A 22,165-nucleotide genomic window follows, 5' to 3' on the forward strand; every position below is an offset into this window, starting at 1 on the left:
ATTCCCCTCTAATACTAAAGTTACAATCAGTATAGATTTTACCACTTTACGGAAAGAAATTGGTGAATAAATCCTGTCTATCCATGAAAATGAATCTTATTGATCAGGTCTTAAAACCCAACACAGTCGACAGGCTTTTTTTGAATTCCAAAAAAGGAAAATCATTGTAAAAAAATGATCCTTTCTGTAAAATGAAAGGTATGCAGAAAAAGGAAATGGATACTTATTTTTTTGAATATTTCAAATCAATTATACGAAAGGAATGGTGGGAATTGGTTGTTAAAATACGATCCGAAAAGGTCGGGAATATGTTGAATCAATGGTATGCAACAATTAAGTTACAGCAAGTTCATAAAGCAACTCAAATGAAGAAAGAAATTCAGAAGGCTATTGATAATATGGAGAAGAATCAAGATGTTTTGCTTTATTTCAATATGATAGATTCTCGGTATAAATTATTGATCGAAAAATATAACGAATCCGGAAGCATCTTAAAAAGTCTTAAGTATAGAGCTGAAGAAAAGAAGACGGACGACATGCTTCAGTATTACTTTTACTTTTTCAGCGGGCTGTATCAGTTTTACATAAAGAACTTTACGAAAGCCATTAATTTTTATCGCATTGCTGAAAATTGGATAAATAAAATACCAGACGAAGCAGAACGAGCAGAATTCAATTATCAAATTGCTATTGCATATTATGAAATTCACCAAAATTTTTTCTCGTTAACACACGCAGAAAAAGCGCTCGAAAGCTTTTTAGCCCTTGGAAATTATGAAAATAGGGCAGCAACCACTCAAATGATAATTGCGGCAAACAGACTGGATCTACATCAATACGAATTAACTGAGTCCGTATATAAAAAAGCAATAAAAATGGCTGCTGATACCCGACAAAATTACGTTGAGGGACTCGGACATCACAATCTCGGTCTTGCTTACGAACGACAAGAAAAACTCGATTTAGCGCGTGAATCCTTCGAAATAGCTCTCGACATTTTTGAAAATCTACATTCCAAAATCGCAATCATCAGAACTTCTTATATGCTGGCAAGGGTTTTATTCAAGAAAGGTTTATTCGAAGAAGGGACACATTGGTATCAAAAAGCCCTCAATCTCGCAAAAGAAATAAACGAAAAAACGTACGAAGCCAAGTTATTAGTCATACACTCAATATATAAAGAGTTGGATAAGACCTTATTAGATAAAGGATTGAATATGCTAAGAGACAAAAAGCTTTGGTCAGACGTAGCAGATTTAGCTATCATTGCAGCAAGACACTTCAAAAAGAAGGAATATCATGAATTAGCGGCGAAATACTTCGATGAAGGAGTAGTCGCTCGCGACAAAATTCAAACATGGACGGAGGAACTTGTCTCATGAAAAAATTACTTTTAGGTGCAGTAATAACAGGTGTATTTTTAACTGGTATTTTAAACTTTACTACTCAAGGAAAAGCTGAATTCGGTACTGGAGACTTTAAAGTTGCTGAAAATGCGTTTTTTGGTTAAATCATAACGTGATTCAGTTCGGCCCTTAAGATTAAAAAAGTACACTTTGATAAAGCGGACTCCTGGGAGTCTGCTTTTTTGTTCACAACAGCCCTCAGATTATCCCGAGAGCTGTCGCAAGATTGTAAATGGCCCGCCGTTTGACCTGATAGCATTTGTCCTTTTTCAACCCCATCTCCATATAAATCTCAATGTCCTTTATTTTTTGGGGAGAGAGATACTTGGCCTTTATGATCTTTAATTCATCACCATCAAGGCTTTGTTTAAGCGCCCTGTCCATCTGACAAACTTTCAATTCATTTAAAGAGTGCTGATCCCTGAGCTGCAGGAAAAGGTTATTCATCCCGGCCGCTTCCCGTTCTTTCCGGTTTTCAAGCTGAACCTTTAAAGCCTTATATCTTTTTAGCTCCCTTATAATCGTATTTCTGACTTCTTTTTCGTCTATAGGCGGCAGAAAAAGTCAGTTGTGTAGCTGACATGCTAAATCCCTCCTAAAAACAAATTAGACACCAATAAACGTATATACAACGTCAATTTGGTGTCCGCAGGCTCTCCGTCTTGGACCAATATAAATTCCTGAATCCATCAGACTTAATTGTTGTTTCTCTCAAATAATTTCATTTCGATGGTAATTCGATCCCTCACTCGCTTTTTCGGCGTATTTACCGGAGGCTTCTGCGCCGTAGTCAAATCGGAAAAATCTTCGTCGATTGTGAAAATCGGTTTCTTTTTCGTCAACAAAAAACGCCTCCTACTTCGTTAAATTGAACGGTTCAAAATTGCGTCGGTTTTTTAATTGACCGTTACATTTAACGAGTAGAAAGCGTATGATGACGGGCTTTATCGCCCCATTACGTGACGTCCCAGGAGAGATTCGAACTCCCGACCGACGGCTTAGAAGGCCGTTGCTCTATCCAGCTGAGCTACTGGGACATGATGTTGTTTTGTTTCGCTTTAACTATCAGCGACAAGATTTATTATATGCGGATCGGGACATAAAGTCAACAACTTTTTAGAATTTTTTTCTTCACGAGGAAGAAAAAAATTCTTCCTCATGAATGTGCTGGCAATTGTACATGGTTCGTCAGGCTTTCGACTTCCCGGCCGTCCAAGTCATAATAGCGAACCGTTGCATTGTCTTTGTCAATGTTTAGTATAGCATAAGTTTTTTCTTTCCGCACCCGCGGAAGGCGGATGCTGCCGGGGTTGATCAGCAGTTTTCCGTCCATCAGCTCGCTTCCCGCGATGTGGGAATGGCCGAAACAGATGATATCGGCGCCGAGCTCTTCAGCCCGGTAGTACACATTTAAAAGCGACTGTTTAATGCCGTATAAATGCCCGTGTGTGAAAAAAAGCTTTCTCGATCCGGCGGGAACGACGATTTCGTCTTTGAACTCCCCGTAAAAATCGCAGTTTCCTTTTACCGTTAAGTAAGAGGAAAGCGCGGGATGGGAAGGGTCCAATTCAGAATCCCCGCAATGGATGATGAGATCTGTTTCCTTCCCGTGCCGCTCAGCGATCATTTCCAGTTCGTCTTCAAGGCCGTGGCTGTCGCTGACAATCAGAACCTTCATGATCGGCCCTCCTCCTTTACGCTTGATCCAATAAAGCGGACAGCTTTTTCAGCGCTTCCGCTCTGTGGCTGATTTTGTTCTTTTCGCCGCTTGAGAGCTCGGCCATCGTTTGATCTTTGTCTTTGACGAGAAAAACCGGGTCGTAGCCGAAGCCGTTTGTGCCGCGCGGCTCTTCGGTAATGTACCCTTCCACAGAACCTTCGACCGTTTTCGTTTCCTGTCCGGGAATGCATATTGCGAGCGCGCATCTGAACCTCGCGGAACGGTCTTCTTTTTCCACCCCTTCGAGCTCTTTCAATAGCTTTTTCAGATTGGCGAGATCGTTTTTCTCTTCTCCTGCATAGCGGGCCGAGTATACGCCGGGGCTGCCGCCGAGATAGTCGACAGACAGGCCGGAGTCGTCGGCAATCACGATTTTTCCGGTTTCTTTCGAAATTGTTTCCGCTTTAATCACAGCGTTTTCTTCAAAAGTCTGCCCGGTTTCTTCGATTTCGGGTGTATAGCCGATGTCCAGTAAAGATTTGACATCGTAGCCCCTCGGTTCAAGCATCGCTTTGAATTCCCTGACTTTCCCTTCGTTTTTCGTGGCAATGATGACTTCCTTCATCGTGTATCAGCCTTTCTCATGTTATTGTTGAATAGATAATGCAACGTCGCCGAGCACTTCTTTCTGCTTTTCGAGGAGTTCGGCGATCCCTTTTTCAGCCAGCTCTAAAAGCCCGTCCAGTTCACTTCTTGAGAATGTCGCTTCCTCTCCTGTTCCCTGAAGTTCGACAAAGCGGCCTTCGCCTGTCATGACGACGTTCATATCAACCTCAGCTGCAGAATCTTCCTGGTAGTTCAAATCAAGGATCAATCCTTTTTCCTTATCGATGCCCACTGAAGTGGCAGCCAAAAAGTCGGTGATCGGCATCTCCTTCAGCGCGCCTTTTTCGACGAGTCTTCCGACGGCAAGCGCCATGGCGGTGAATGCTCCGGTAATCGACGCAGTTCTCGTACCTCCGTCCGCCTGAATGACGTCGCAGTCGATCCAGATCGTCCGCTCACCGAGCTTTTCCAAATCAACAACCGCCCGAAGAGCTCGTCCGATCAGCCGTTGGATTTCCATCGTCCGCCCGGAGATTTTCCCTTTTGACGATTCCCTGATCGTCCTTTGGTTCGTGGCCCGCGGCAGCATGCTGTATTCCGCGGTGATCCAGCCCTTCCCTTCTCCTCTCAAAAAGGGCGGTACGCGGTCTTCCACAGACGCGTTGCATATCACCTTTGTCCCGCCGACTGTAATCAGGACCGATCCTTCCGGATGCGTAATAAAGTCGAGGTCCATTGTGACAGGGCGCAGTTCATTGTTTTTTCTTCCATCGTATCTCATTTTTTACCTCCGATTGTATGTACATAAACCTTTCACAATCATTCCGCTCTTCCAAAAAGCTGAATAAAGAAAGAGGCAGCTTTGATCGCTCACCTCTTTTTCTATAGTATATCAAAAATTTCGGCTTAAAAACTACCTGTGTTCACCTTGCTCGGTCTTGAAACCGGCTTGGAAAGCTTTTCTCCTTTTTCATTCACGAGCTCGGATTTTCCGTTCACGGTAACCGACACACTTTTCACATCAGGCAGTTCGGTTAATGTCAACACGATACTGTTTAACACTTCATCCGATATCACTTTTTTCTGGCCGTCGGCACTTCCGTAGATCGCTTCGTTAAAGTCGAGGGTTACATGGCCGTCTTCAATCTTCGGCTTGTTTTCAAGCTTGACGTCGCCCTGGAAATCGGAGAGCAGGCCGCTTTTATTGTCCGGTCCTTCAGTCAGCTCTTTAATCGCCGCCGTCACCTGATCTTTTTCTTTTGCAGACGTCCGCTTTGTCACCGGAACGTAATATGTGCCTTTATCTGATTCAGCCAAATAATAGACGGTGACCGGCTGTGTCGCCGTTATATCTGTCACACCCGCCGTGTCGAGGTTAATGCCGTCCTCGCGGCTGAGTTCTTCTGAAATCGGCGTGCCGTTAACAGGCATTTCTTTCAAATCATGGCCGTTCATGCGGAGCTTCACTTTATCAATCGAGTTAAACTGCGTTAACGTCCATGTAATCGCCTGTACGATTTTTTGCTCATCTTCAGCTTTATAGTTTTTAAATTCATTTGAGAAATCAGCGATCGCTGTTCCGTCTTCTTTAATATCAACATTGACCGTTGTATCCGCCGGCAGCACGGCTCTGAATCCGTTTGGCAGGATGTTTGAAACAGGGCCGCCTTCAACGAGGTATTCAAGCGCTTGTTTAGCCGTCCCTTCCTGCTTTGGCAGCGGCAGCGTCTGCGCTGTCACATAGCCGTTCTTATCAATGAGATAAAGCTCTCTCATGACCGTATCGCCCGTTTGAGCGGCTTTATCGTCGCTTGTCGTTTTGCTGCCTTTGTCTTCTGTTTTATCTTTGGTTTTGTCTGTTTTGTCTTGCTCCTTCTCCTCTTTTACATATGTGATGTCCTGCGGCGGATCTATCTCCTCTGAGGCTTGATCTGACTGAAATATTCCGCACCCGGAAAGAAGCAGCGCGGAGGCCGTAACCGTAACCGCGATTCCTTTCATTCCTTTTTTCAGCATACTTTTCCCTCCTAAGGCAGTTTGTACTATTATGTATACGAGCCCGTTTTTGAATTAGACCGCTTTTTAAAAAAATCCCTCTGAATACAAAAAACCTTTTCTTTAAAAGAAAAGGCCATGAAAAAAGCTGCCGTTTGCATGTGCGGCAGCTTTATTTTACAGCGGTCTCCTGAAGAGAAATGCTTTCCACATTTTTCACTTCGTATCCAAACCAATCGTTTGCAATTTTTGTGAAGCGGGCACGCTCCCCAGTTGTTAAAAACAAGTGTTCCGGCGGTTCCGCCGTTTTGCTTAATAAACCGTTGTATGACAAGATCGTGCTGACTTCCCTGGCCGTTTCATCTCCGGAGGAAATGATGTTGACGCGCTCTCCCATATAGCGCTGAATCGGCTCTTTTAAAATCGGATAATGCGTACATCCGAGAATCAGCGTATCGATTGATGAATCTCTGAGCGGGTGCAGTGACGTCCTGACGATTTCATCAGCCGTCTCATCCAAAAATTTGCCGCTTTCCACAAACGGGACAAACATTGGGCAAGCCAGATTTTCCACCGTTAAATCTCCGTTCAGCGAAAGAAGCGCTTCTTCGTATGCGCCGCTTTTGATCGTGTTTTCCGTTCCGATTACGCCGATTCGCTGGTTTTCCGTCACTTTAATCGCGGTTCTGGCTCCGGGCTGCACCACGCCGATGACGGGTATCGCAACTTCCCTGCTGATTTCCTCTAGCGCGATGGCCGTTGCTGTATTGCAGGCGATCACGAGCATTTTAATATGGTGGCGGGATAACAGATAATTTGTCATTTCCCATGTATATGACAGGACTTCTTTTCTGTCCCTCGGTCCGTATGGACACCTTTTCGTGTCTCCAAGATATATAATTTTTTCTTTCGGCAGCTGCCTCATGATTTCTTTTGCAACGGTTAAACCGCCGACTCCCGAATCAATGACTCCTATCGGTTGATCCAACAAAATCGCCTCATTTTCTGTTCATTTCCTGCTGAAGTTTAATTAATAATTTTTCAAACGCGGCTGTTTCTTCCTCGGAAAACGCCTCTAACATGTCTTCTAAATAGTCCTGCCTTTTTTGAATGACCTCCTGGATGATCCGCTCTCCTTCCGATAGAAGATGAATGCGGACTACGCGCCTGTCGGACGGATCTTTAACCCGTTCAACGAGGTTGTTTTTCTCCATTCGGTCAATTAAATCCGTTGTGGTGCTGCACGCCAGGTACATCTTTTGTGATAACTCGCCGATCGTCATATCCCCGTATTCATACAGCCATTGAAGACCGACAAACTGGGGAGGGGTAATCGTATATTGGGTGAGAATTTCTCTTCCTTTTTGTTTAATGATGCCCGCAATATGGCGGAGTGATTTTTCAATGTCCGCTATGTGATTCAAAGAAGCATTCGAATTCATTTTCTCTACCTCGCTCGACTCGTTGTTTTGTTTTCAAAACACTTGAGTCTATTTTCCTTCTTTTCTACACAAATTGCAAGACTTCAACATGAATATACAAATTGCTCTTGAAAAAACAAATAACCGGTTCCCTTCTTGATACAAGAAGGAACACCGGCTCAATTTAGAGCTCTAGCTCACCCATTCGAAGAAGTTCAACAACAGCTTGCGAACGGCCTTTCACTCCCAATTTTTGCATTGCATTGGAAATGTGATTACGTACAGTCTTTTCACTTATAAAGAGCTCGCTTGCGATTTCCTTTGTTGTCTTGTCTTGAACGAGCAATTCGAACACTTCTCTTTCTCTTTTTGTTAGCAGCGGCTTTGATTGAAACTCTTTCTCCTTCAAGTATTGTAACCCTCCTTGCTAAGGTGAGAGCTGATCTGAAACGAATGGGTTTCGATATAGTCGTGATATCATATGAAACATACGCAAGGTCGGTGACGTTTCTGACGGAGAAAAGGGTTCCCTCAAACACCTATTTTTCAAATCATGACACAGGCATCGTTTCAGGGCTGAACTTCTAAGGAAGACATTTTAAAATCCAGGAGATCAGCCGCCATCTCTTCGTAATATATGCGTGCGTCTTCTTCTTCTGCACAGCGCTGATGATTTGTGCAGCCGCTTTTTCGGGCGAAGCCGTCCAAAACAGATGATCACCTTTTGCAAGAGCCGTGTCCACGAAGCCGGGCTGAATTTCGGTGACCGCAATTTCATCGCAACCGAGTTTTTTCACTTTTTGACGAAGTCCTTTTAAATAATTTGAAACGAATGCTTTTGAAGCGGCGTAGGTGACGGCCCCTCCGTTTCCTCTCAGCGCGGCGATGGATGAAATGCCGACTAAATGCCCTCTCCCGTTTTTGATAAAATGCTCCATCAACACGTTCGAGCAGGACACAAATCCCGTCACATTGACATCGATCGTTTCCTTTTCTTTGCTCCAATCCATTTCGCTTTCCAAATATCCAACACCTGAACAGATGAAGACTGCGTCTGCCCCATTCATCTCATCAAGCAGTTCTTTCAACAGTATAGGCGAGTGTTCGCTGTCGGCTGTATCGATCTTTTTAATGTATGAAGGTCCAGGGAGGTCGTCGCGCAATTTGGCTAGCAGCTCATACCGTCTTGCAGCAAGACCGACCTCCACTCCTCCGGCTGACAGCTGCTTGGCAAGCGCATTGCCAATTCCGGAACTCGCGCCGATGATTATCGCTTTTTTCATTTTCCTCTCCCTGTCAATTATTTCTCAGGAAATGAGTTATTGCCAAGCAGTTTTGCTTTTTGTTCGTCTGTCCATTTCACGGGTTTACCCGTATCTTTCGCAATTTGCACCATAACCGCCAGTCCTGTAAAGCAAAGGCCGCCTTCCCCATTTTTCGCTGCGTAATGGAGGGTGAGCGAGGCGTTGCCGACAGATGCTGTTTTGACGCCGATTTTTAAACGTTCATGAAGCATGACCTGCTGAAAATAGTCGCATTGCTGGCTCGCCACGACGGGAATGGCCGCGCTCTTCCCGTCTGAAAGGCGGTCCATGACGCCCAGGTGCTTGAAATAGGAAATCCTCGCTTCTTCGAAGTAGACAAACGGTGTGACATTGTTCATATGACCGAACATGTCCGTTTCTGAAAAACGGACGGAAACTTCATCAAAAAAAGAAAATGACTGACACCATGTGTCAAACGGTTCTTCGATATATCCCGGCAATTTCAATGTTTTCATCCCCTTTGATCATGAAAACACCTCTTCGGTTTGAAGAGGTGCGTTTTTTCGTGTTATTCCGTGTTGTCGCTTCCGAAGAAGTTTTTAAACGCCTGAACGGTCGTATCCCTGTTTAATGCAGCGATTGAGGTTGTGAGCGGGATGCCTTTCGGACACGACTGCACGCAGTTTTGCGAGTTGCCGCATTCGGCCAGTCCGCCGTCTCCCATAATCGCTTCAAGCCGTTCAGATTTGTTCATCGCTCCCGTCGGATGGGTGTTGAATAAGCGAACTTGCGAGAGCGGTGCAGGTCCCATAAAGTTTGTTTTATCGTTCACGTTCGGACAAGCTTCAAGACACACGCCGCAAGTCATGCATTTTGACAGCTCATAAGCCCACTGACGTCTTCTTTCAGGCATTCTCGGTCCCGGTCCGAGATCATATGTGCCGTCGATCGGCACCCATGCTTTGACTTTCTTTAACGAATCAAACATGCGGCTCCGATCCACTTGAAGGTCGCGGACAACCGGGAATGTTTTCATCGGTTCAAGGCGGATCGGCTGCTCAAGCTGGTCGATCAGCGCTGTACAGGACTGTCTCGGCTTGCCGTTGATCACCATGGAGCAAGCGCCGCACACTTCCTCGAGACAGTTCATATCCCAAGCAATCGGCGACGTTTTTTCTCCCTTTGCATTCACCGGGTTCCTTCTGATTTCCATCAAAGCGGAAATCACGTTCATATTCGGACGGTATGGAATTTCAAACTCTTCCTGGTAAGGATTAGAATCCGATGTATCCTGACGAGTGATGATAAACTTGATTGTCTTATTTTCACTCATGATTTCGCCACCTTTTTCTTCGAGTAATCCCGTTTACGCGGTGCGATTAATGAAACATCGACATCCTCATAATGGAATTTCGGGGCTTCAAAATCGCCTGCATGTTTCGCCATTGTTGTTTTCAGCCATTCCTCGTCATTACGTTCAGGGAAATCCGGTTTATAATGGGCGCCGCGGCTCTCATTCCGGTTGTATGCACCGAGCGTGATCACCCGTGCCAATTGCAGCATGTTGTGCAGCTGGCGCGTGAATACGGCGCCCTGGTTGCTCCATTTTGCCGTATCGTTGATATTGATGTTTCGGTAGCGCTCGGCAAGCTCTTGGATTTTTTCATCCGTTTTCAGCAGCTTGTCATTGTAGCGCACGACCGTCACGTTGTCTGTCATCCATTCGCCGAGCTCTTTATGAAGGACATAAGCATTTTCATTGCCGTCCATTTTCATTATGTCAGCCCACTTTTCTTCTTCCTTTTTGACGTATGCATCGAAAACGGAAGAAGACAGATCTTCTGCGGATGTTTCGAGACCTTGAATGTATTCAACGGCTTTCGGACCTGCCACCATGCCGCCGTAAATGGCTGACAAGAGCGAGTTCGCTCCCAGGCGGTTTCCGCCGTGCATCGAATAGTCGCATTCTCCCGCGGCAAACAGTCCAGGAATGTTGGTCATCTGATCGTAGTCGACCCAAAGTCCGCCCATTGAGTAGTGAACCGCAGGGAAGATTTTCATCGGCAGCTTGCGCGGATCGTCACCCATGAATTTTTCATAGATTTCAATGATTCCGCCCAGCTTGATGTCCAATTCCTTCGGATCTTTGTGGGAAAGATCGAGATAAACCATGTTTTCGCCGTTGATGCCGAGCTTTTGTCTGACGCACACATCAAATATTTCACGCGTCGCAATATCACGCGGCACAAGGTTTCCATATGCCGGATATTTCTCTTCGAGGAAATACCAAGGCTTGCCGTCTTTATACGTCCAGACTCGTCCGCCTTCACCGCGCGCCGATTCGCTCATCAGCCGCAGCTTGTCGTCTCCAGGAATGGCGGTCGGATGGATCTGGATGAACTCTCCGTTCGCATAGTAAGCACCCTGCTGGTAAACGATCGAAGCGGCTGATCCGGTATTGATCATCGAGTTCGTCGATTTTCCGAAGATGATGCCCGGCCCCCCGGTCGCCATGATGACTGCGTCCGAACGGAACGACTCGATTTCCATCGTCGTTAAGTTTTGGGCGACGATGCCCCTGCACGTATTGTCATCATCAAGAACGGCTCCGAGAAACTCCCAGCCTTCATATTTCGAAACGAGCCCTTCAACTTCGAAGCGGCGAACCTGCTCATCCAGCGCGTACAAGAGCTGCTGTCCGGTCGTCGCCCCCGCATATGCCGTTCTGTGATGCTGGGTTCCTCCGAAGCGCCGGAAGTCAAGCAGCCCTTCAGGCGTTCTGTTAAACATGACGCCCATGCGGTCAAGCAAATGAATGATCGACGGCGCCGCTTCACACATCGCTTTGACCGGCGGCTGGTTCGCCAGAAAGTCGCCTCCGTACACCGTGTCGTCAAAATGCTCCCATGGGGAGTCTCCTTCACCTTTTGTATTGACCGCTCCGTTGATTCCGCCCTGCGCACATACGGAATGTGAGCGCTTAACGGGAACGATCGAAAATAGTTTTACATTTGTTCCTGCTTCCGCAGCTTTAATGGTCGCCATCAGACCCGCTAGTCCTCCGCCGACAACGATGATGCTTGAATTGCTCATGCCTGCCCCACTCCCTCTAGTAATCTAGTTCTTTTACACAAATGCCAAAATCGCTCTCAGCCCTACATAGGACAGCACAACAAAGACTCCCATTGTCACAAACGTGGCGATTCGCTGTGAGCGAGGAGAAACAGTGATTCCCCAAGTGACAGCAAACGACCATAAACCGTTTGAAAAGTGGAAGATTGTTGAGAGGACACCTACAATGTAAAAGCCGAGCATGATCGGGGAGCTCAAAATATCAGCCATCATGTCAAAGTTCACCTCTGCCCCCATTTGGGCGGCAATCCGTGTTTCCCACACGTGCCAGCTGACAAAAATCAAGGTAATGATTCCTGTAATCCGCTGCAGAACGAACATCCAGTTTCTAAAAAAGCCGAATCTGTTCGCATTGTTTTTCGCTGTAAAAGCTATGTATACTCCATAAACAGCATGATAAATCAGCGGAAGGAAAATCACGAAGATTTCCAAAGCGTACCTGAACGGCAGGTTTTCCATAAAGTGAGCGGCGTTATTAAACGCCTCTTCTCCGCTTGCCGCAAAATGGTTGACAACCAAATGCTGGATTAAAAATATGCCCACCGGTATGACGCCAAGCAAAGAATGCAGTCTTCGATAAACAAACTCTCTGTTCCCGGCCATTGCTTTACCCCCTAGTTGAAAAGTGCAGTAAAAATGAAAGGTCTCCTATCCCCCGTCCTGTTTCAAATATCGCACTTTGTTAAGTTTTTATGACAATTTCATTTTACTCCTATGAGAAATAGGCGTCAAGAAAACGCGTACATAAATTGAAATTTTCTAAAATTTAATCATATTTTTGAAAATTTTATTTTATCAAAATATAAATATATCAGATTTTTTTCTTCCTAAATGCATGTCTCCGCTGTAATCTTTCACCCCATTTAAGCTATAATAAACGGAGAAAAGAGGGGAGACATTGGATATGAATAAATATGAAGCAAACTTAGCGCAATTAAAAGAGCTGGAAGTCTCCGCATATGGCTATGAGTTGATCAGGGAAGTGCTGCTTCCCGATATGCTGGGACAAGACTACGCAGATATGATGTACTGGGCGGGAAAAAAGCTCGCCCGCAAGTTCCCGCTTGAATCCCGGGAGGATCTTCCCGCTTTCTTTCAGGATGCAGGCTGGGGAACGCTTGCGATCGTCCATTCAAAAAAACAGGAGCTTGAGTTTGAACTCGAAGGCCCGCTGGTTTCAAACCGCCTCAAGTATCAAAAGGAGCCCTGCTTTCAGCTTGAAGCCGGGTTTATCGCCGAGCAAATCCAGCTGATGAACGAACAAATTGCCGAATCTTATGAACAGGTGAAAAAAAGAGCCGGAAAAGTGGTTTTAACGGTGAAATGGGATTTGAAAGACCCGGCATAACTATGCAAAAAGGCGGAGACTGCAAAAGTCCCGCCTTTTTCTTTTTAAATGACTGCTGTCTGCTTCGACAGTTCAAAAGCATCATGCAGCGCTTCAACGGCTTTCACCATATCGCCTTCGTTGACGACAGTCGAAACTTTGATTTCGGATGTGCTGACCATTTTGACCTGGATGTTTTTTTCCGCCAGCACAGCGAACATTTCCGCTGCTACTCCCGGGTTGGAGATCATGCCAGAACCGACGATCGACACTTTGGCAAGCCTGTTTTCCGTTTCAATCTGTTCATAGTCGAGCGCGTCTTTGTATTCTTCGAGAACTTCAACCGTCCGTTTTAAGTCTTCCGTTTTCACTGAGAAAGAAATCGACGTTTTGCTTGTGCCTGTCACCGATTGAATGATGATGTCAACGTTGATGTTCTGTTTGGCGAGCGTTGTAAAAATCGTTGACAGCGTCGTCAGGCCGCTCGCCAGGCCGCATACGGTCACGCGTGTGATCTGATCTTCAAATGCAATGCCTCTTACGATTAAATTCTGTTCCATTGATGATTCCTCCTCGATTAATGTGCCGGCTTCTTTTTCGGTGCTTGAACGGACTTCCAAAGGCACCTGGTAGTTTTTCGCAAATTCAACAGCTCTCGGATGAAGGACGCCTGCTCCAAGATTGGCAAGCTCCAGCATTTCATCGTAGGAGATTCCGGCCAGCTTCCGCGCTGTTTTCACATAGCGGGGATCCGTCGTGAAAACCCCCGGCACATCGGTGTAAATGTCGCATTTATCAGCTTTCAGGGCTGCTGCGAGGGCAACGGCTGTCGTATCTGATCCGCCTCTGCCGAGCGTTGTGATTTCGCCTTCCGCTGTGACGCCCTGGAATCCGGCGACAACGGCGATTTTCCCTTCATTCAGGCGCTCTTTCAGCTTGGCTGTATCAATGTTCGTAATTCTTGCGTTGCCGTGAATATTTTCGGTTTCGATGCCGGCCTGCCAGCCTGTATAGGAAACCGCATCATACCCCTTGTTCTGCAAAGCCATTGTCAACAGCGAAATCGTCACCTGCTCTCCTGTTGTCAGCAGCATGTCCATTTCCCTGCTGCTCGGCTGCTCGGTGATTTCCTTGGCAAGCGCGACGAGGGAGTCCGTCGATTTGCCCATCGCCGAAACGACGACGACAACATCATGACCGCGCTGTTTTTCTTCGATGACGCGGTATGCGACATTCAATATTTTTTCCACTGACCCTACGGAAGTTCCGCCAAATTTTTGGACGATGAGACCCATCAAATACCACCCTTTTTGTTTTCGTTCGTGTTTGTTTATGTATGAAGAGGAAAGCTTGACCGGCGGCCTGTACGGTTTTTTTTGCACAAAAAAAGCAACGAGAGAATTCCCTCATTGCTTTAACCAACAAAAATGCCGATGATCTTAAACAACGAGATAGCTCTCCAAGAAATGATTTCTTGACAGCCTCACATTTATTCAATGTAAAGCCAGCAGGAAAAACGAGTGGATTTTTCCCCGCTTCGGCGACGCTCCCCTTTCGGCTTTCTTCATCGGAATCCATCTTCCTCATCAAGCCTACTCTTGAAGTTCGCACCTCTATCTTCACCATATCACACGATCTTATTATGAAATTAGTACAAATTCTATCAGATTCTTTTTAAAAGTTCAACATTATTTTTTCAATGCCTCTTCGATCAGCTGCGCCGTTTTCAGAGGTATGCCGAGCTTGCGGATATCTTCGGCGCTCGCTTCCTTCATTTTCTTAACGGAACCGAAATGTTTTAACAGCAGTTTTTTCCGCTGTTCGCCGACGCCCGGTATGCCGTCCAGCACCGATTGAAATGCGCTTTTTCCCCTGAGCTGCCTGTGGAAGCTGATCGCAAACCTGTGCACTTCGTCCTGAATGCGCTGAAGCAGGTAAAATTCCTGGCTGTTCCGCTCAAGCTGGACGATCTCAAGGGGATCGCCGATCAAAAGGTTGGATGTTCTGTGCTTATCGTCTTTCACCAGACCGGCAACAGGGACATCGAGACCCAGTTCATTTTCCAGAACGTCAAGGGCGGCAGACACCTGCCCCTTTCCGCCGTCGATCAAAATTAAATCAGGCAGCGGCAGATTCTCTTTCAGCACCCTTGTATATCTTCTTCTGATGACTTCGCGCATTGATCCGTAGTCGTCAGGACCTTCAACCGTCTTGATCTTATATTTGCGGTACTCTTTTTTATGCGGTTTTCCATCGAGAAATACAACCATGGCCGAAACAGGGTCCGTTCCTTGAATATTTGAGTTATCAAACGCTTCAATTCTGTATGGCGTGTAGATGTCCAGCGCTTTTCCGAGCTTTTCAATCGCGCCGATCGTCCGCTCTTCATCCCGTTCAATGAGCGAAAACTTCTCCTTCAAAGCGAGCTTTGCATTTTTATGGGCAAGGAGCAGCAGGTCTTTTTTCGCTCCTCTTTTCGGCTGGCGCACGTTCACGTCCAAAAGCTCCTCAATCATGTCCTTGTCGACGCTGTCAGGCACCAAAATTTCCTTCGGAAGAAAATGGTTGTTTTTGGAGTAAAATTGCCCGATGAATGTCAGAAATTCCTCGTCTGCTTCCCTGTATAAAGGAAACATGCTGACATCTCTTTCAATCAATTTGCCCTGCCTGATGAAGAAGACCTGGACGCACATCCAGCCCTTGTCATACGAATAGGCAAATACATCGCGGTCAACCATGTCATTCAGCATCATTTTCTGTTTTTCCATCGTTGACTCGATATGGGCAATTTGATCGCGGAATTCTTTCGCCCGTTCAAACTGCAGGTTTTCCGAGGCTTCGAGCATTTTTGCTTCAAGCTCTTTCTTCACTTCATTGTAGCCGCCTTTTAAAAAGCGGGTAATTTCTTCTGTGAGCTGTCTGTTTGTCTCCTCAGACACATCATATACGCATGGCGCCAGACATTGTCCGAGATGATAGTACAAACAGACGCGGTCAGGCAGCTTGGCGCACTTTCTGAGCGGATAGAGGCGGTCCAGCAGCTTTTTTGTTTCCCTCGCAGCCTGGACATTGGGGTACGGCCCGAAATAGCGGCCTTTGTCTTTTTTGACCTTCCTTGTGACAACCAGCTTCGGATGCCGCTCGTTCGTGATTTTAATGAACGGGTAGCTTTTATCATCTTTAAGCATCACGTTATATTTCGGGTCGTACTTTTTGATTAAATTCATTTCAAGAATGAGCGCTTCGATGTTCGAGGATGTGACAATGTATTCGAAGTCTTCAATTTCACTGACAAGACGCTGTGTTTTGGCATCATGGGACCCGCTGAAATAGGAGCGGACCCTGTTTTTTAAGATTTTCGCTTTCCCGACGTAGATGACGGTATCCTGCCTGTCTTTCATCAAGTAGCAGCCAGGCTGATCCGGAAGAAGGGCCAGCTTTTCTTTGATTTTTTTGTTCATCAAAAATCCTTCCTTATTTCGGCGTTTTTCCTTCATTTAAGTTTACCATGACCGACCGTACGTTCGCCACAAATGGAGAAAGAAGATGACTTGTAAGAAAAAAGCGATCCCTTTGGAATCGCCTTTTTCACAGGTTTCTATTTTACAAATGTTTGTTGACCAGTTCTTCAAGCGCTTCTTTCGGTTTAAAGCCGACAGATGTTTCGACCACTTCGCCGTCTTTTAGTACGAGGAGAGTCGGGATGCTCATCACGCCGTATTTGCCGGCAGTTTCTTGGTTTTCGTCAACATCGATTTTTACGATTTTCAGTTTGTCTCCCATTTCTTGATCAAGCTCTTCAAGTACCGGCGCGATCATTTTACAAGGTCCGCACCAAGGAGCCCAAAAGTCGGCAAGAACTACGCCTTCGCTTGTTTCAGATGAGAATGTTTGATCAGTTGCTTTTACGATAGCCATTCTTTCATTCCTCCAATTGTGAAATTATGCTTTTTAGTATAGCATCTCCCTTTGGTTCACGCTAACATAATGCTTGATTATACGTTTCCCTATCTGCACAGTTTTACACATCGGGATTTTAGCCTTTCTGAAAATGTCCATATCCCATGTTATTTTGCAGAAGGCGGAAATGTGCCTATGTCAAAAGCCGGCCATTTCAGGCCGGCTTTTGATCATGTGCTGACGCTCAGCTTTTTAAATTCCTCCGTGAGCAGCGGAACGATTTCAAATAAGTCGCCGACGATCCCGTAGTCGGCAATTTTAAATATATCAGCTTCCGGATCTTTGTTGATGGCAACGATGATTTTGCTGTTTGACATCCCTGCGAGGTGCTGAATCGCTCCTGAAATGCCGCAGGCAATATATAAGTCAGGTGTCACAACTTTGCCGGTCTGGCCGATTTGAAGCGAATAGTCGCAGTAGTCTGCGTCACAGGCTCCCCTTGAAGCGCCGACCGCCCCGCCCAATACATCGGCGAGCTCCTGCAGCGGTTTAAAGCCTTCCTCGCTTTTGACGCCGCGACCGCCGGCTACGATAATTTTCGCTTCAGACAAATCGACGCCTTCGGACGTTTTTTTGACAATGTCCTTGATGACCGTTCTGATGTCCCGAATATCTGCTTCGATGCTTTCGACCGCTCCTGTCCGCGTCTCATCTTTGTCAAGCGGGGCGATATTATTCGGTCTGATCGTTGCAAAAATCGTTTCATCTTCGGAAATGATCCGTTCAAACGCTTTGCCCGAGTAAATCGGCCTTGTAAACACGATGTTGCCGCCGGCCACTTCGACATCGACGGCATCCGATATCAGCCCTGTTCCCATACGGGCTGAAAGCTTCGGCGACAAGTCTTTTCCCATTGACGTATGTCCGAAAATGATGACGTCCGGATTCTCGCGTTCTATGATCGGCAACAAGGCTTGAACATAGCCGTCAGACGTATAGTTTTTCAAGAGCGGGTTTTCGGCTGTAAGCACTCTGTCAGCGCCGTAATGGATCAGTTCTGCCGCATGACTTGAAACGCTTTCACCGAACAGTACGCCGATCACCTCTCCCCCTTCGGCAACCGTTTTTCCTGCGGCTATCGCTTCGAAAGTCACATTCCTCAACGAACCGTCTCTGAACTCTCCCAATACGATAACTTTTTTGCTCATGTCCATTTCCCCCTGTATTTTAATGACCGTGTTATTTCTCCCTTCGGCTTCATACGACCTTTGCTTCGCTTCTCAGCAGTGATACAAGTTCTGCCGCCTGCTGCTCCGGCTCCCCTTCAAGGATTTTCCCGGCTTCTTTTTTCGGAGGCAGGAACCGTTCGATCGTTTTTGTTTTCGCAGCCACGTCTTCTTCGTCGATGTCGAGATCATCAAGCTCAAGCTCCTCGAGAGGCTTTTTCTTTGCCTTCATGATTCCCGGAAGAGACGGATAACGCGGCTCGTTCAACCCCTGCTGTGCAGTCGCTACGATTGGAAGCGATGTTTGGATCACTTCAAGATCGCCCTCGGCGTCGCGTTCCGCTTCAACATCTCCGCCGTTTACCGTCAGCTTTGTAATCGTCGTAATACAAGGAATGCCCAGCAGTTCGGCCAAACGAGGCGCAACCTGTCCCGATCCCCCGTCGATCGCCACATTCCCGCCGAGTATAATGTCGTACTCGCGGTCTTTCAAATAGTTGTAAAGGATGGCTGAAGCCGTATATTGGTCCGCTTCTTCCACGTCGTCTTCAATGTTGATCAGAACGGCTTTGTCGCACCCCATCGCCAGAGCCGTCCTGAGTTCTTTTTCAGCTTCTTCCTCGCCGACTGTCACGACCGTAATTTCACCGCCGTGCTTCTCTTTCAACTGGAGCGCTTCTTCAATGGCGTACTCATCGTACGGATTGATGATGAATTCCGCTCCGTCCGTGTTGATTTCCCCTTGTTCGATCTGAATTTTCTCCTCTGTATCAAACGTGCGCTTCATTAAGACATAAATGTTCATGTTCTGTTCATCCCCTTTGTTTTCACGTTTGTTATTTCCCTTTAAAATGCGGCTTCCGCTTTTCAAGAAATGCCTGAATCCCTTCCTTCGCATCCTCGGATTGGAACACTTCGCCGAAGTATTTCCCTTCTAGCTTGAGGCCTCCTTCATACGAATACACTTTGCTCGAATTCAGGAGTTCAATGACATAAGCCATCGTCTGCGGACTTTTTTCAGCGAATTTTTGTGCGAGCTCTTTTGCCTTTTGCAGCACTTCTTCTTCATTCGCCGCCAAAATCGTGACAAGACCGTATTCAAAAGCTTCCTTGCCGGATATCGGCTCTGATGTCCCGATCATTTCAAGCGCTTTGGCGGTGCCCACATACTTGGGAAGGCGCTGCGTTCCCGCAAAGCCGGGAATGATTCCGAGATTCAGTTCGGGAAGGCCGAGCTTTGCGCTTTCCTCGGCAATCCGGATGTGGCATGCCATCGCTAGCTCAAGACCGCCTCCAAGAGCGGCCCCGTGAATCGCGGCGATCACCGGTTTTGGAAAAGATTCTACTTTTTCGAAAATCTGCTGGCCCTTATCAGCCAAATTTGCATAATCAGACCCGTCCATCAATGATGTAAACTCTTTAATATCAGCGCCTGCCGAGAAAAATCTTCCTTCCCCGTGAATAACGACGCTTCTGACATCCTGACGTTCTGAAAGTTCATCAAGGCATGCCGAAAGATCTTCAAGCACTTGCGTCGATAGCGCATTTGCCGGCGGGTGCTGAATCGTAATCGTCGCAACATGGCCGTCTACGGCGTATGATAATGCTGCCATTTTTATTCCTCCTCCTTCGTCTTTTGGCTGCTGAACCCGTGGATCAGCAATTCATGAATGCTGTCTGCCAGGTTTGGGAGATCGTATTTTTGATCATTCATCACCCAGGTTGTAACCGTCTCATCCACCGTACCGAAAATCATCTGCTTCGCAAGGCGGACGTCAAGCGTGCTTTTAAATTCTCCAGCTTCTTTTCCTTCGGTGATGATGTCTTCCAGGATCGTTAAGTACCCTTTGAGAATCTCATTGATTTTCAGCCTCAGCTCAAGATTCGACTGCCTCAGCTCAAGCTGGGTGACAATCGCGAGGTGGCGATCGCTGCTGAGCAGTTCAAAGTGCTTTTTGATGAACAGCGAAAGCTTTTCTGTCGCCGAATTTTTCGCTGTCATTTCTTCGCTCATCTGCTCGATAAACTGTCCCATTTTCTCTTTGAATAATGAGATGAGAATGTCTTCTTTGTTTTTAAAATAAAGATAAATGGTGCCGTCCGCCACCCCGGCCTGCTTGGCGATTTTTGAAACCTGCGCCTGATGGTATCCGTTTTCTGCAATCACAATGACAGCTGCGTCGATAATCTGCATATACTTTGGTCTCTTTTGTTTCAATTGGCTTCGTTCCTTTCAAATTAATGAATGAATACTCATTCATGAGTTAATCGTAAATAAAAATGGACGCTTTGTCAAGAAGCTAAAAGTAAATCGCATCACAAAAGCATGCCGTCAAAATCGACGGCAGACTTTGCTTTTTCAGACGCCGGTCTTTTCCTCTTGAACGAGCGCTCTTCTTAAAATCTTTCCGACCGCCGTTTTCGGAAGTTCGTCCCTGAACTCGTATACTTTTGGCACTTTATAAGGAGCGAGACGCGATCTGGCATATTCGTCCAATTCCTTCTCCGTTATTGTAACATGATCTTTCAGCACAACAAAAGCCTTAACCGTTTCCCCCCTGTATTCATCAGGGATGCCGGCAACGACCGCCTCCTGAACGGCTTCATGCTCGTAGAGCACTTCTTCGATTTCGCGCGGGTAGATGTTGTATCCCCCGGCAATGATCACGTCTTTTTTGCGGTCGACGATATAAAAGAAGCCGTCTTTATCCATGTAGCCGATGTCTCCGGTAAAAAACCAGCCGTCCCTTAGACTCTGAGCGGTTTCTTCATCATTGTTCCAGTAGCCTTTCATCACCTGCGGTCCTTTGACAGCGATTTCTCCATGCTCATAAGGCCCGAGAAAACCGCCGGTTTCTTCCGAATAGATAGCAGCGTCTGTACCAGGCCAAGGACACCCGATACTGCCCGCTTTATTCAAATCCCAAATAAAATTGGCGTGAGTGACCGGCGACGTTTCAGACATTCCATAACCTTCGACAAGCCTTCCGCCCGTCACCTTTTCAAACTGCTGTTTGACTTCAACAGGAAGCGCCGCAGATCCGCTCAAACAGCTCTTAATCGATGACAGATCGTATTGGTGAAGGTCGGGATGGTTCAACAGGGCGATATAAATCGTCGGCGCCCCCGGAAATATCGTCGGCTTTTCTTTATCGATCGTTTTCAGCGCTGCGCGCGCGTCAAATCTCGGCAGCAGGATCATTTCATACCCCTGCCTGATCGTGAAATTCAAGACGGCCGTCATTCCGTAGACGTGAAAAAACGGAACGATCCCCAGCACCTTCTCCTCCCCTTTATTCAATTGATAAAACCAGGCGGCGCACATCTCCATGTTGGCTAGTATGTTGCGGTGGCTGAGCATGACGCCTTTTGGCGTGCCTGTCGTTCCTCCGGTATACTGCAGGACGGCAATGTCGTGGGCCGGATCAATTTCAATACCGGGCGGTCCGCTTGGAACGGGGCGTTTCATGATGGTGCGGAAAAGGTGGGTCGTCTCATTTTCATTGATCTCAACGGACATTTGATTCTCTTTTTTTTGAACGATCGGGTACAGCAGATTTTTAGGGAAAGGCAGGTAATCTTTTATGCTTGTCGCAATGATGTGCCTAATGCTTGTTAGCGCTTTCATTTTATATGCCGCCGGGTACAGCATGTCGAGCGTAATGATGATGGTTGCCCCGCTGTCATGAAGCAGATGTTCAAGCTCCCTTTCCGTATACAGCGGATTTGTCTGGACGACGATGCCGCCGGAGAAAAGAACGCCGTAATACGCGATAACCGCCTGCGGGCAGTTCGGCAGCATGATCGATACTCTGTCTCCTTTTTGAATGCCGAGCGACAGCAGGTAATCTGCCATTTTTAAAGCATCCTCGTAAACTTCCCGGTACGAACGTTTTTTTCCTAGAAAATGAATCGCTGTTTTTTCTGAAAACTGCTGGGCGGATTGTTGCAGGATGGAATGGAGTGTTTGATCTTCAAATTGCAGCTCGTGAGGAATTTGTTCGGGATAATGACGCAGCCACGGTTTTTCAGTCGGCATAAGCTCCCCCCTTTTAAACAATATATTCTTGATTTGAGTATATCAAAACAATATTCAGAAAGTAATGATATTTTTTCATTTTTAAAAAGGCGCCCCTTTTTTAGGACACCTTTTTCAAGCATAAAAGATCATATAAATCAGGCCGATAACCACAAATACCCCAGCTGTAAAAAACAGGACTTTCGCTA

General features: G+C 46.5%; 25 protein-coding genes, 1 tRNA gene and 1 riboswitch. Of the genes, 3 read left to right on the plus strand and 23 right to left on the minus strand.

From position 1 onward, the window contains the following. Nucleotides 1-191: 191 nt before the first annotated feature. Nucleotides 192-1,382 (plus strand): Rap family tetratricopeptide repeat protein, encoded by a 1,191-nt coding sequence (locus TRNA_RS36240; RefSeq protein ID WP_009329326.1) that lies wholly within the window; start codon nucleotides 192-194, stop codon nucleotides 1,380-1,382. Then, nucleotides 1,379-1,510 carry a Phr family secreted Rap phosphatase inhibitor gene (locus tag TRNA_RS43395; RefSeq protein WP_003184137.1) on the plus strand — a complete coding sequence of 44 codons (132 nt, stop codon included), beginning with the start codon at nucleotides 1,379-1,381 and terminating at the stop codon, nucleotides 1,508-1,510. The genes TRNA_RS36240 and TRNA_RS43395 overlap by 4 nt, the downstream gene beginning before the upstream one ends. 94 nt (nucleotides 1,511-1,604) lie before the next feature. Here TRNA_RS43395 and TRNA_RS36245 read toward each other — a convergent pair whose 3' ends face one another. The 15 genes from TRNA_RS36245 to TRNA_RS36310 form a co-directional block, all read right to left on the minus strand. Then, entirely contained in the window at nucleotides 1,605-1,964 is a 360-nt protein-coding gene (locus tag TRNA_RS36245) for an ArpU family phage packaging/lysis transcriptional regulator (RefSeq protein ID WP_031314682.1), read from the minus strand. 137 nt (nucleotides 1,965-2,101) lie between these two features. Beyond that, complete coding sequence (locus tag TRNA_RS43785) at nucleotides 2,102-2,248, minus strand: hypothetical protein (RefSeq protein WP_011198176.1); 147 nt, start codon at nucleotides 2,246-2,248, stop codon at nucleotides 2,102-2,104. Between the two features lie 121 nt (nucleotides 2,249-2,369). Further along, nucleotides 2,370-2,443 (minus strand) — tRNA-Arg (locus tag TRNA_RS36250). Nucleotides 2,444-2,562: 119 nt separating this feature from the next. Continuing rightward, on the minus strand, nucleotides 2,563-3,084 hold the full coding sequence (locus TRNA_RS36255; protein WP_009329328.1) for a YfcE family phosphodiesterase: 522 nt from the start codon (nucleotides 3,082-3,084) through the stop codon (nucleotides 2,563-2,565). A 16-nt stretch (nucleotides 3,085-3,100) separates the two neighbouring features. Beyond that, nucleotides 3,101-3,691: an XTP/dITP diphosphatase gene (locus TRNA_RS36260; RefSeq protein WP_009329329.1), complete on the minus strand. Its 591-nt coding sequence runs from the start codon at nucleotides 3,689-3,691 to the stop codon at nucleotides 3,101-3,103. 21 nt (nucleotides 3,692-3,712) lie between these two features. Beyond that, the gene (gene rph, locus TRNA_RS36265) at nucleotides 3,713-4,453 is read right to left on the minus strand and encodes a ribonuclease PH (protein WP_009329330.1); all 741 of its coding nucleotides are present in this window, start codon (nucleotides 4,451-4,453) and stop codon (nucleotides 3,713-3,715) included. A gap of 125 nt (nucleotides 4,454-4,578) precedes the next feature. After that, complete coding sequence (locus TRNA_RS36270; protein ID WP_003184146.1) at nucleotides 4,579-5,688, minus strand: GerMN domain-containing protein; 1,110 nt, start codon at nucleotides 5,686-5,688, stop codon at nucleotides 4,579-4,581. A 151-nt stretch (nucleotides 5,689-5,839) separates the two neighbouring features. Continuing rightward, nucleotides 5,840-6,658 carry a glutamate racemase gene (racE, locus tag TRNA_RS36275; protein WP_009329331.1) on the minus strand — a complete coding sequence of 273 codons (819 nt, stop codon included), beginning with the start codon at nucleotides 6,656-6,658 and terminating at the stop codon, nucleotides 5,840-5,842. Between the two features lie 7 nt (nucleotides 6,659-6,665). Next, nucleotides 6,666-7,109, minus strand: a complete 444-nt coding sequence (locus TRNA_RS36280; RefSeq protein ID WP_003184148.1) for a MarR family winged helix-turn-helix transcriptional regulator — start codon at nucleotides 7,107-7,109, stop codon at nucleotides 6,666-6,668. 163 nt (nucleotides 7,110-7,272) lie between these two features. Beyond that, nucleotides 7,273-7,497: a spore germination transcription factor GerE gene (gene gerE, locus TRNA_RS36285; RefSeq protein ID WP_003184172.1), complete on the minus strand. Its 225-nt coding sequence runs from the start codon at nucleotides 7,495-7,497 to the stop codon at nucleotides 7,273-7,275. 175 nt (nucleotides 7,498-7,672) lie between these two features. Beyond that, on the minus strand, nucleotides 7,673-8,371 hold the full coding sequence (locus TRNA_RS36290) for an SDR family NAD(P)-dependent oxidoreductase (protein ID WP_003184174.1): 699 nt from the start codon (nucleotides 8,369-8,371) through the stop codon (nucleotides 7,673-7,675). Between the two features lie 17 nt (nucleotides 8,372-8,388). Next, nucleotides 8,389-8,859, minus strand: a complete 471-nt coding sequence (locus TRNA_RS36295; RefSeq protein ID WP_003184175.1) for an acyl-CoA thioesterase — start codon at nucleotides 8,857-8,859, stop codon at nucleotides 8,389-8,391. A 62-nt stretch (nucleotides 8,860-8,921) separates the two neighbouring features. After that, nucleotides 8,922-9,686 (minus strand): succinate dehydrogenase iron-sulfur subunit, encoded by a 765-nt coding sequence (gene sdhB, locus TRNA_RS36300; RefSeq protein ID WP_009329332.1) that lies wholly within the window; start codon nucleotides 9,684-9,686, stop codon nucleotides 8,922-8,924. Next, nucleotides 9,683-11,446, minus strand: coding sequence for a succinate dehydrogenase flavoprotein subunit (gene sdhA, locus TRNA_RS36305; RefSeq protein WP_003184180.1), 1,764 nt, complete (start codon nucleotides 11,444-11,446; stop codon nucleotides 9,683-9,685). The genes sdhB and sdhA overlap by 4 nt, the downstream gene beginning before the upstream one ends. A gap of 33 nt (nucleotides 11,447-11,479) precedes the next feature. Next, nucleotides 11,480-12,088, minus strand: a complete 609-nt coding sequence (locus TRNA_RS36310; RefSeq protein ID WP_003184182.1) for a succinate dehydrogenase cytochrome b558 subunit — start codon at nucleotides 12,086-12,088, stop codon at nucleotides 11,480-11,482. A 301-nt stretch (nucleotides 12,089-12,389) separates the two neighbouring features. Here TRNA_RS36310 and TRNA_RS36315 point away from each other — a divergent pair, with 301 nt between their 5' ends. Next, nucleotides 12,390-12,833: a YslB family protein gene (locus TRNA_RS36315; RefSeq protein ID WP_003184184.1), complete on the plus strand. Its 444-nt coding sequence runs from the start codon at nucleotides 12,390-12,392 to the stop codon at nucleotides 12,831-12,833. Nucleotides 12,834-12,877: 44 nt separating this feature from the next. On the opposite strand, the gene TRNA_RS36320 is transcribed toward TRNA_RS36315, so the two are convergent. The 8 genes from TRNA_RS36320 to TRNA_RS36355 form a co-directional block, all read right to left on the minus strand. After that, complete coding sequence (locus tag TRNA_RS36320; protein ID WP_011198177.1) at nucleotides 12,878-14,107, minus strand: aspartate kinase; 1,230 nt, start codon at nucleotides 14,105-14,107, stop codon at nucleotides 12,878-12,880. Between the two features lie 149 nt (nucleotides 14,108-14,256). Continuing rightward, a riboswitch (Lysine riboswitch) is annotated at nucleotides 14,257-14,436 on the minus strand. A gap of 64 nt (nucleotides 14,437-14,500) precedes the next feature. After that, nucleotides 14,501-16,273, minus strand: coding sequence for an excinuclease ABC subunit UvrC (gene uvrC, locus TRNA_RS36325; RefSeq protein ID WP_011198178.1), 1,773 nt, complete (start codon nucleotides 16,271-16,273; stop codon nucleotides 14,501-14,503). A 142-nt stretch (nucleotides 16,274-16,415) separates the two neighbouring features. Next, nucleotides 16,416-16,730 carry a thioredoxin gene (gene trxA, locus TRNA_RS36330; RefSeq protein ID WP_003184189.1) on the minus strand — a complete coding sequence of 105 codons (315 nt, stop codon included), beginning with the start codon at nucleotides 16,728-16,730 and terminating at the stop codon, nucleotides 16,416-16,418. A 212-nt stretch (nucleotides 16,731-16,942) separates the two neighbouring features. Then, on the minus strand, nucleotides 16,943-17,920 hold the full coding sequence (locus TRNA_RS36335) for an electron transfer flavoprotein subunit alpha/FixB family protein (protein ID WP_009329334.1): 978 nt from the start codon (nucleotides 17,918-17,920) through the stop codon (nucleotides 16,943-16,945). Between the two features lie 49 nt (nucleotides 17,921-17,969). After that, a complete protein-coding gene (locus tag TRNA_RS36340) occupies nucleotides 17,970-18,743 on the minus strand; it encodes an electron transfer flavoprotein subunit beta/FixA family protein (RefSeq protein WP_003184191.1) in 774 nt (257 codons plus the stop codon). A gap of 31 nt (nucleotides 18,744-18,774) precedes the next feature. Next, nucleotides 18,775-19,551: an enoyl-CoA hydratase gene (locus TRNA_RS36345; RefSeq protein ID WP_009329335.1), complete on the minus strand. Its 777-nt coding sequence runs from the start codon at nucleotides 19,549-19,551 to the stop codon at nucleotides 18,775-18,777. A gap of 2 nt (nucleotides 19,552-19,553) precedes the next feature. Next, complete coding sequence (locus TRNA_RS36350; RefSeq protein ID WP_003184196.1) at nucleotides 19,554-20,156, minus strand: TetR/AcrR family transcriptional regulator; 603 nt, start codon at nucleotides 20,154-20,156, stop codon at nucleotides 19,554-19,556. 141 nt (nucleotides 20,157-20,297) lie between these two features. Beyond that, entirely contained in the window at nucleotides 20,298-21,977 is a 1,680-nt protein-coding gene (locus TRNA_RS36355; RefSeq protein ID WP_003184197.1) for an AMP-binding protein, read from the minus strand. Nucleotides 21,978-22,165 lie beyond the last annotated feature (188 nt).

This window comes from Bacillus licheniformis DSM 13 = ATCC 14580, assembly GCF_000011645.1.
Lineage (GTDB): Bacteria > Bacillota > Bacilli > Bacillales > Bacillaceae > Bacillus > Bacillus licheniformis.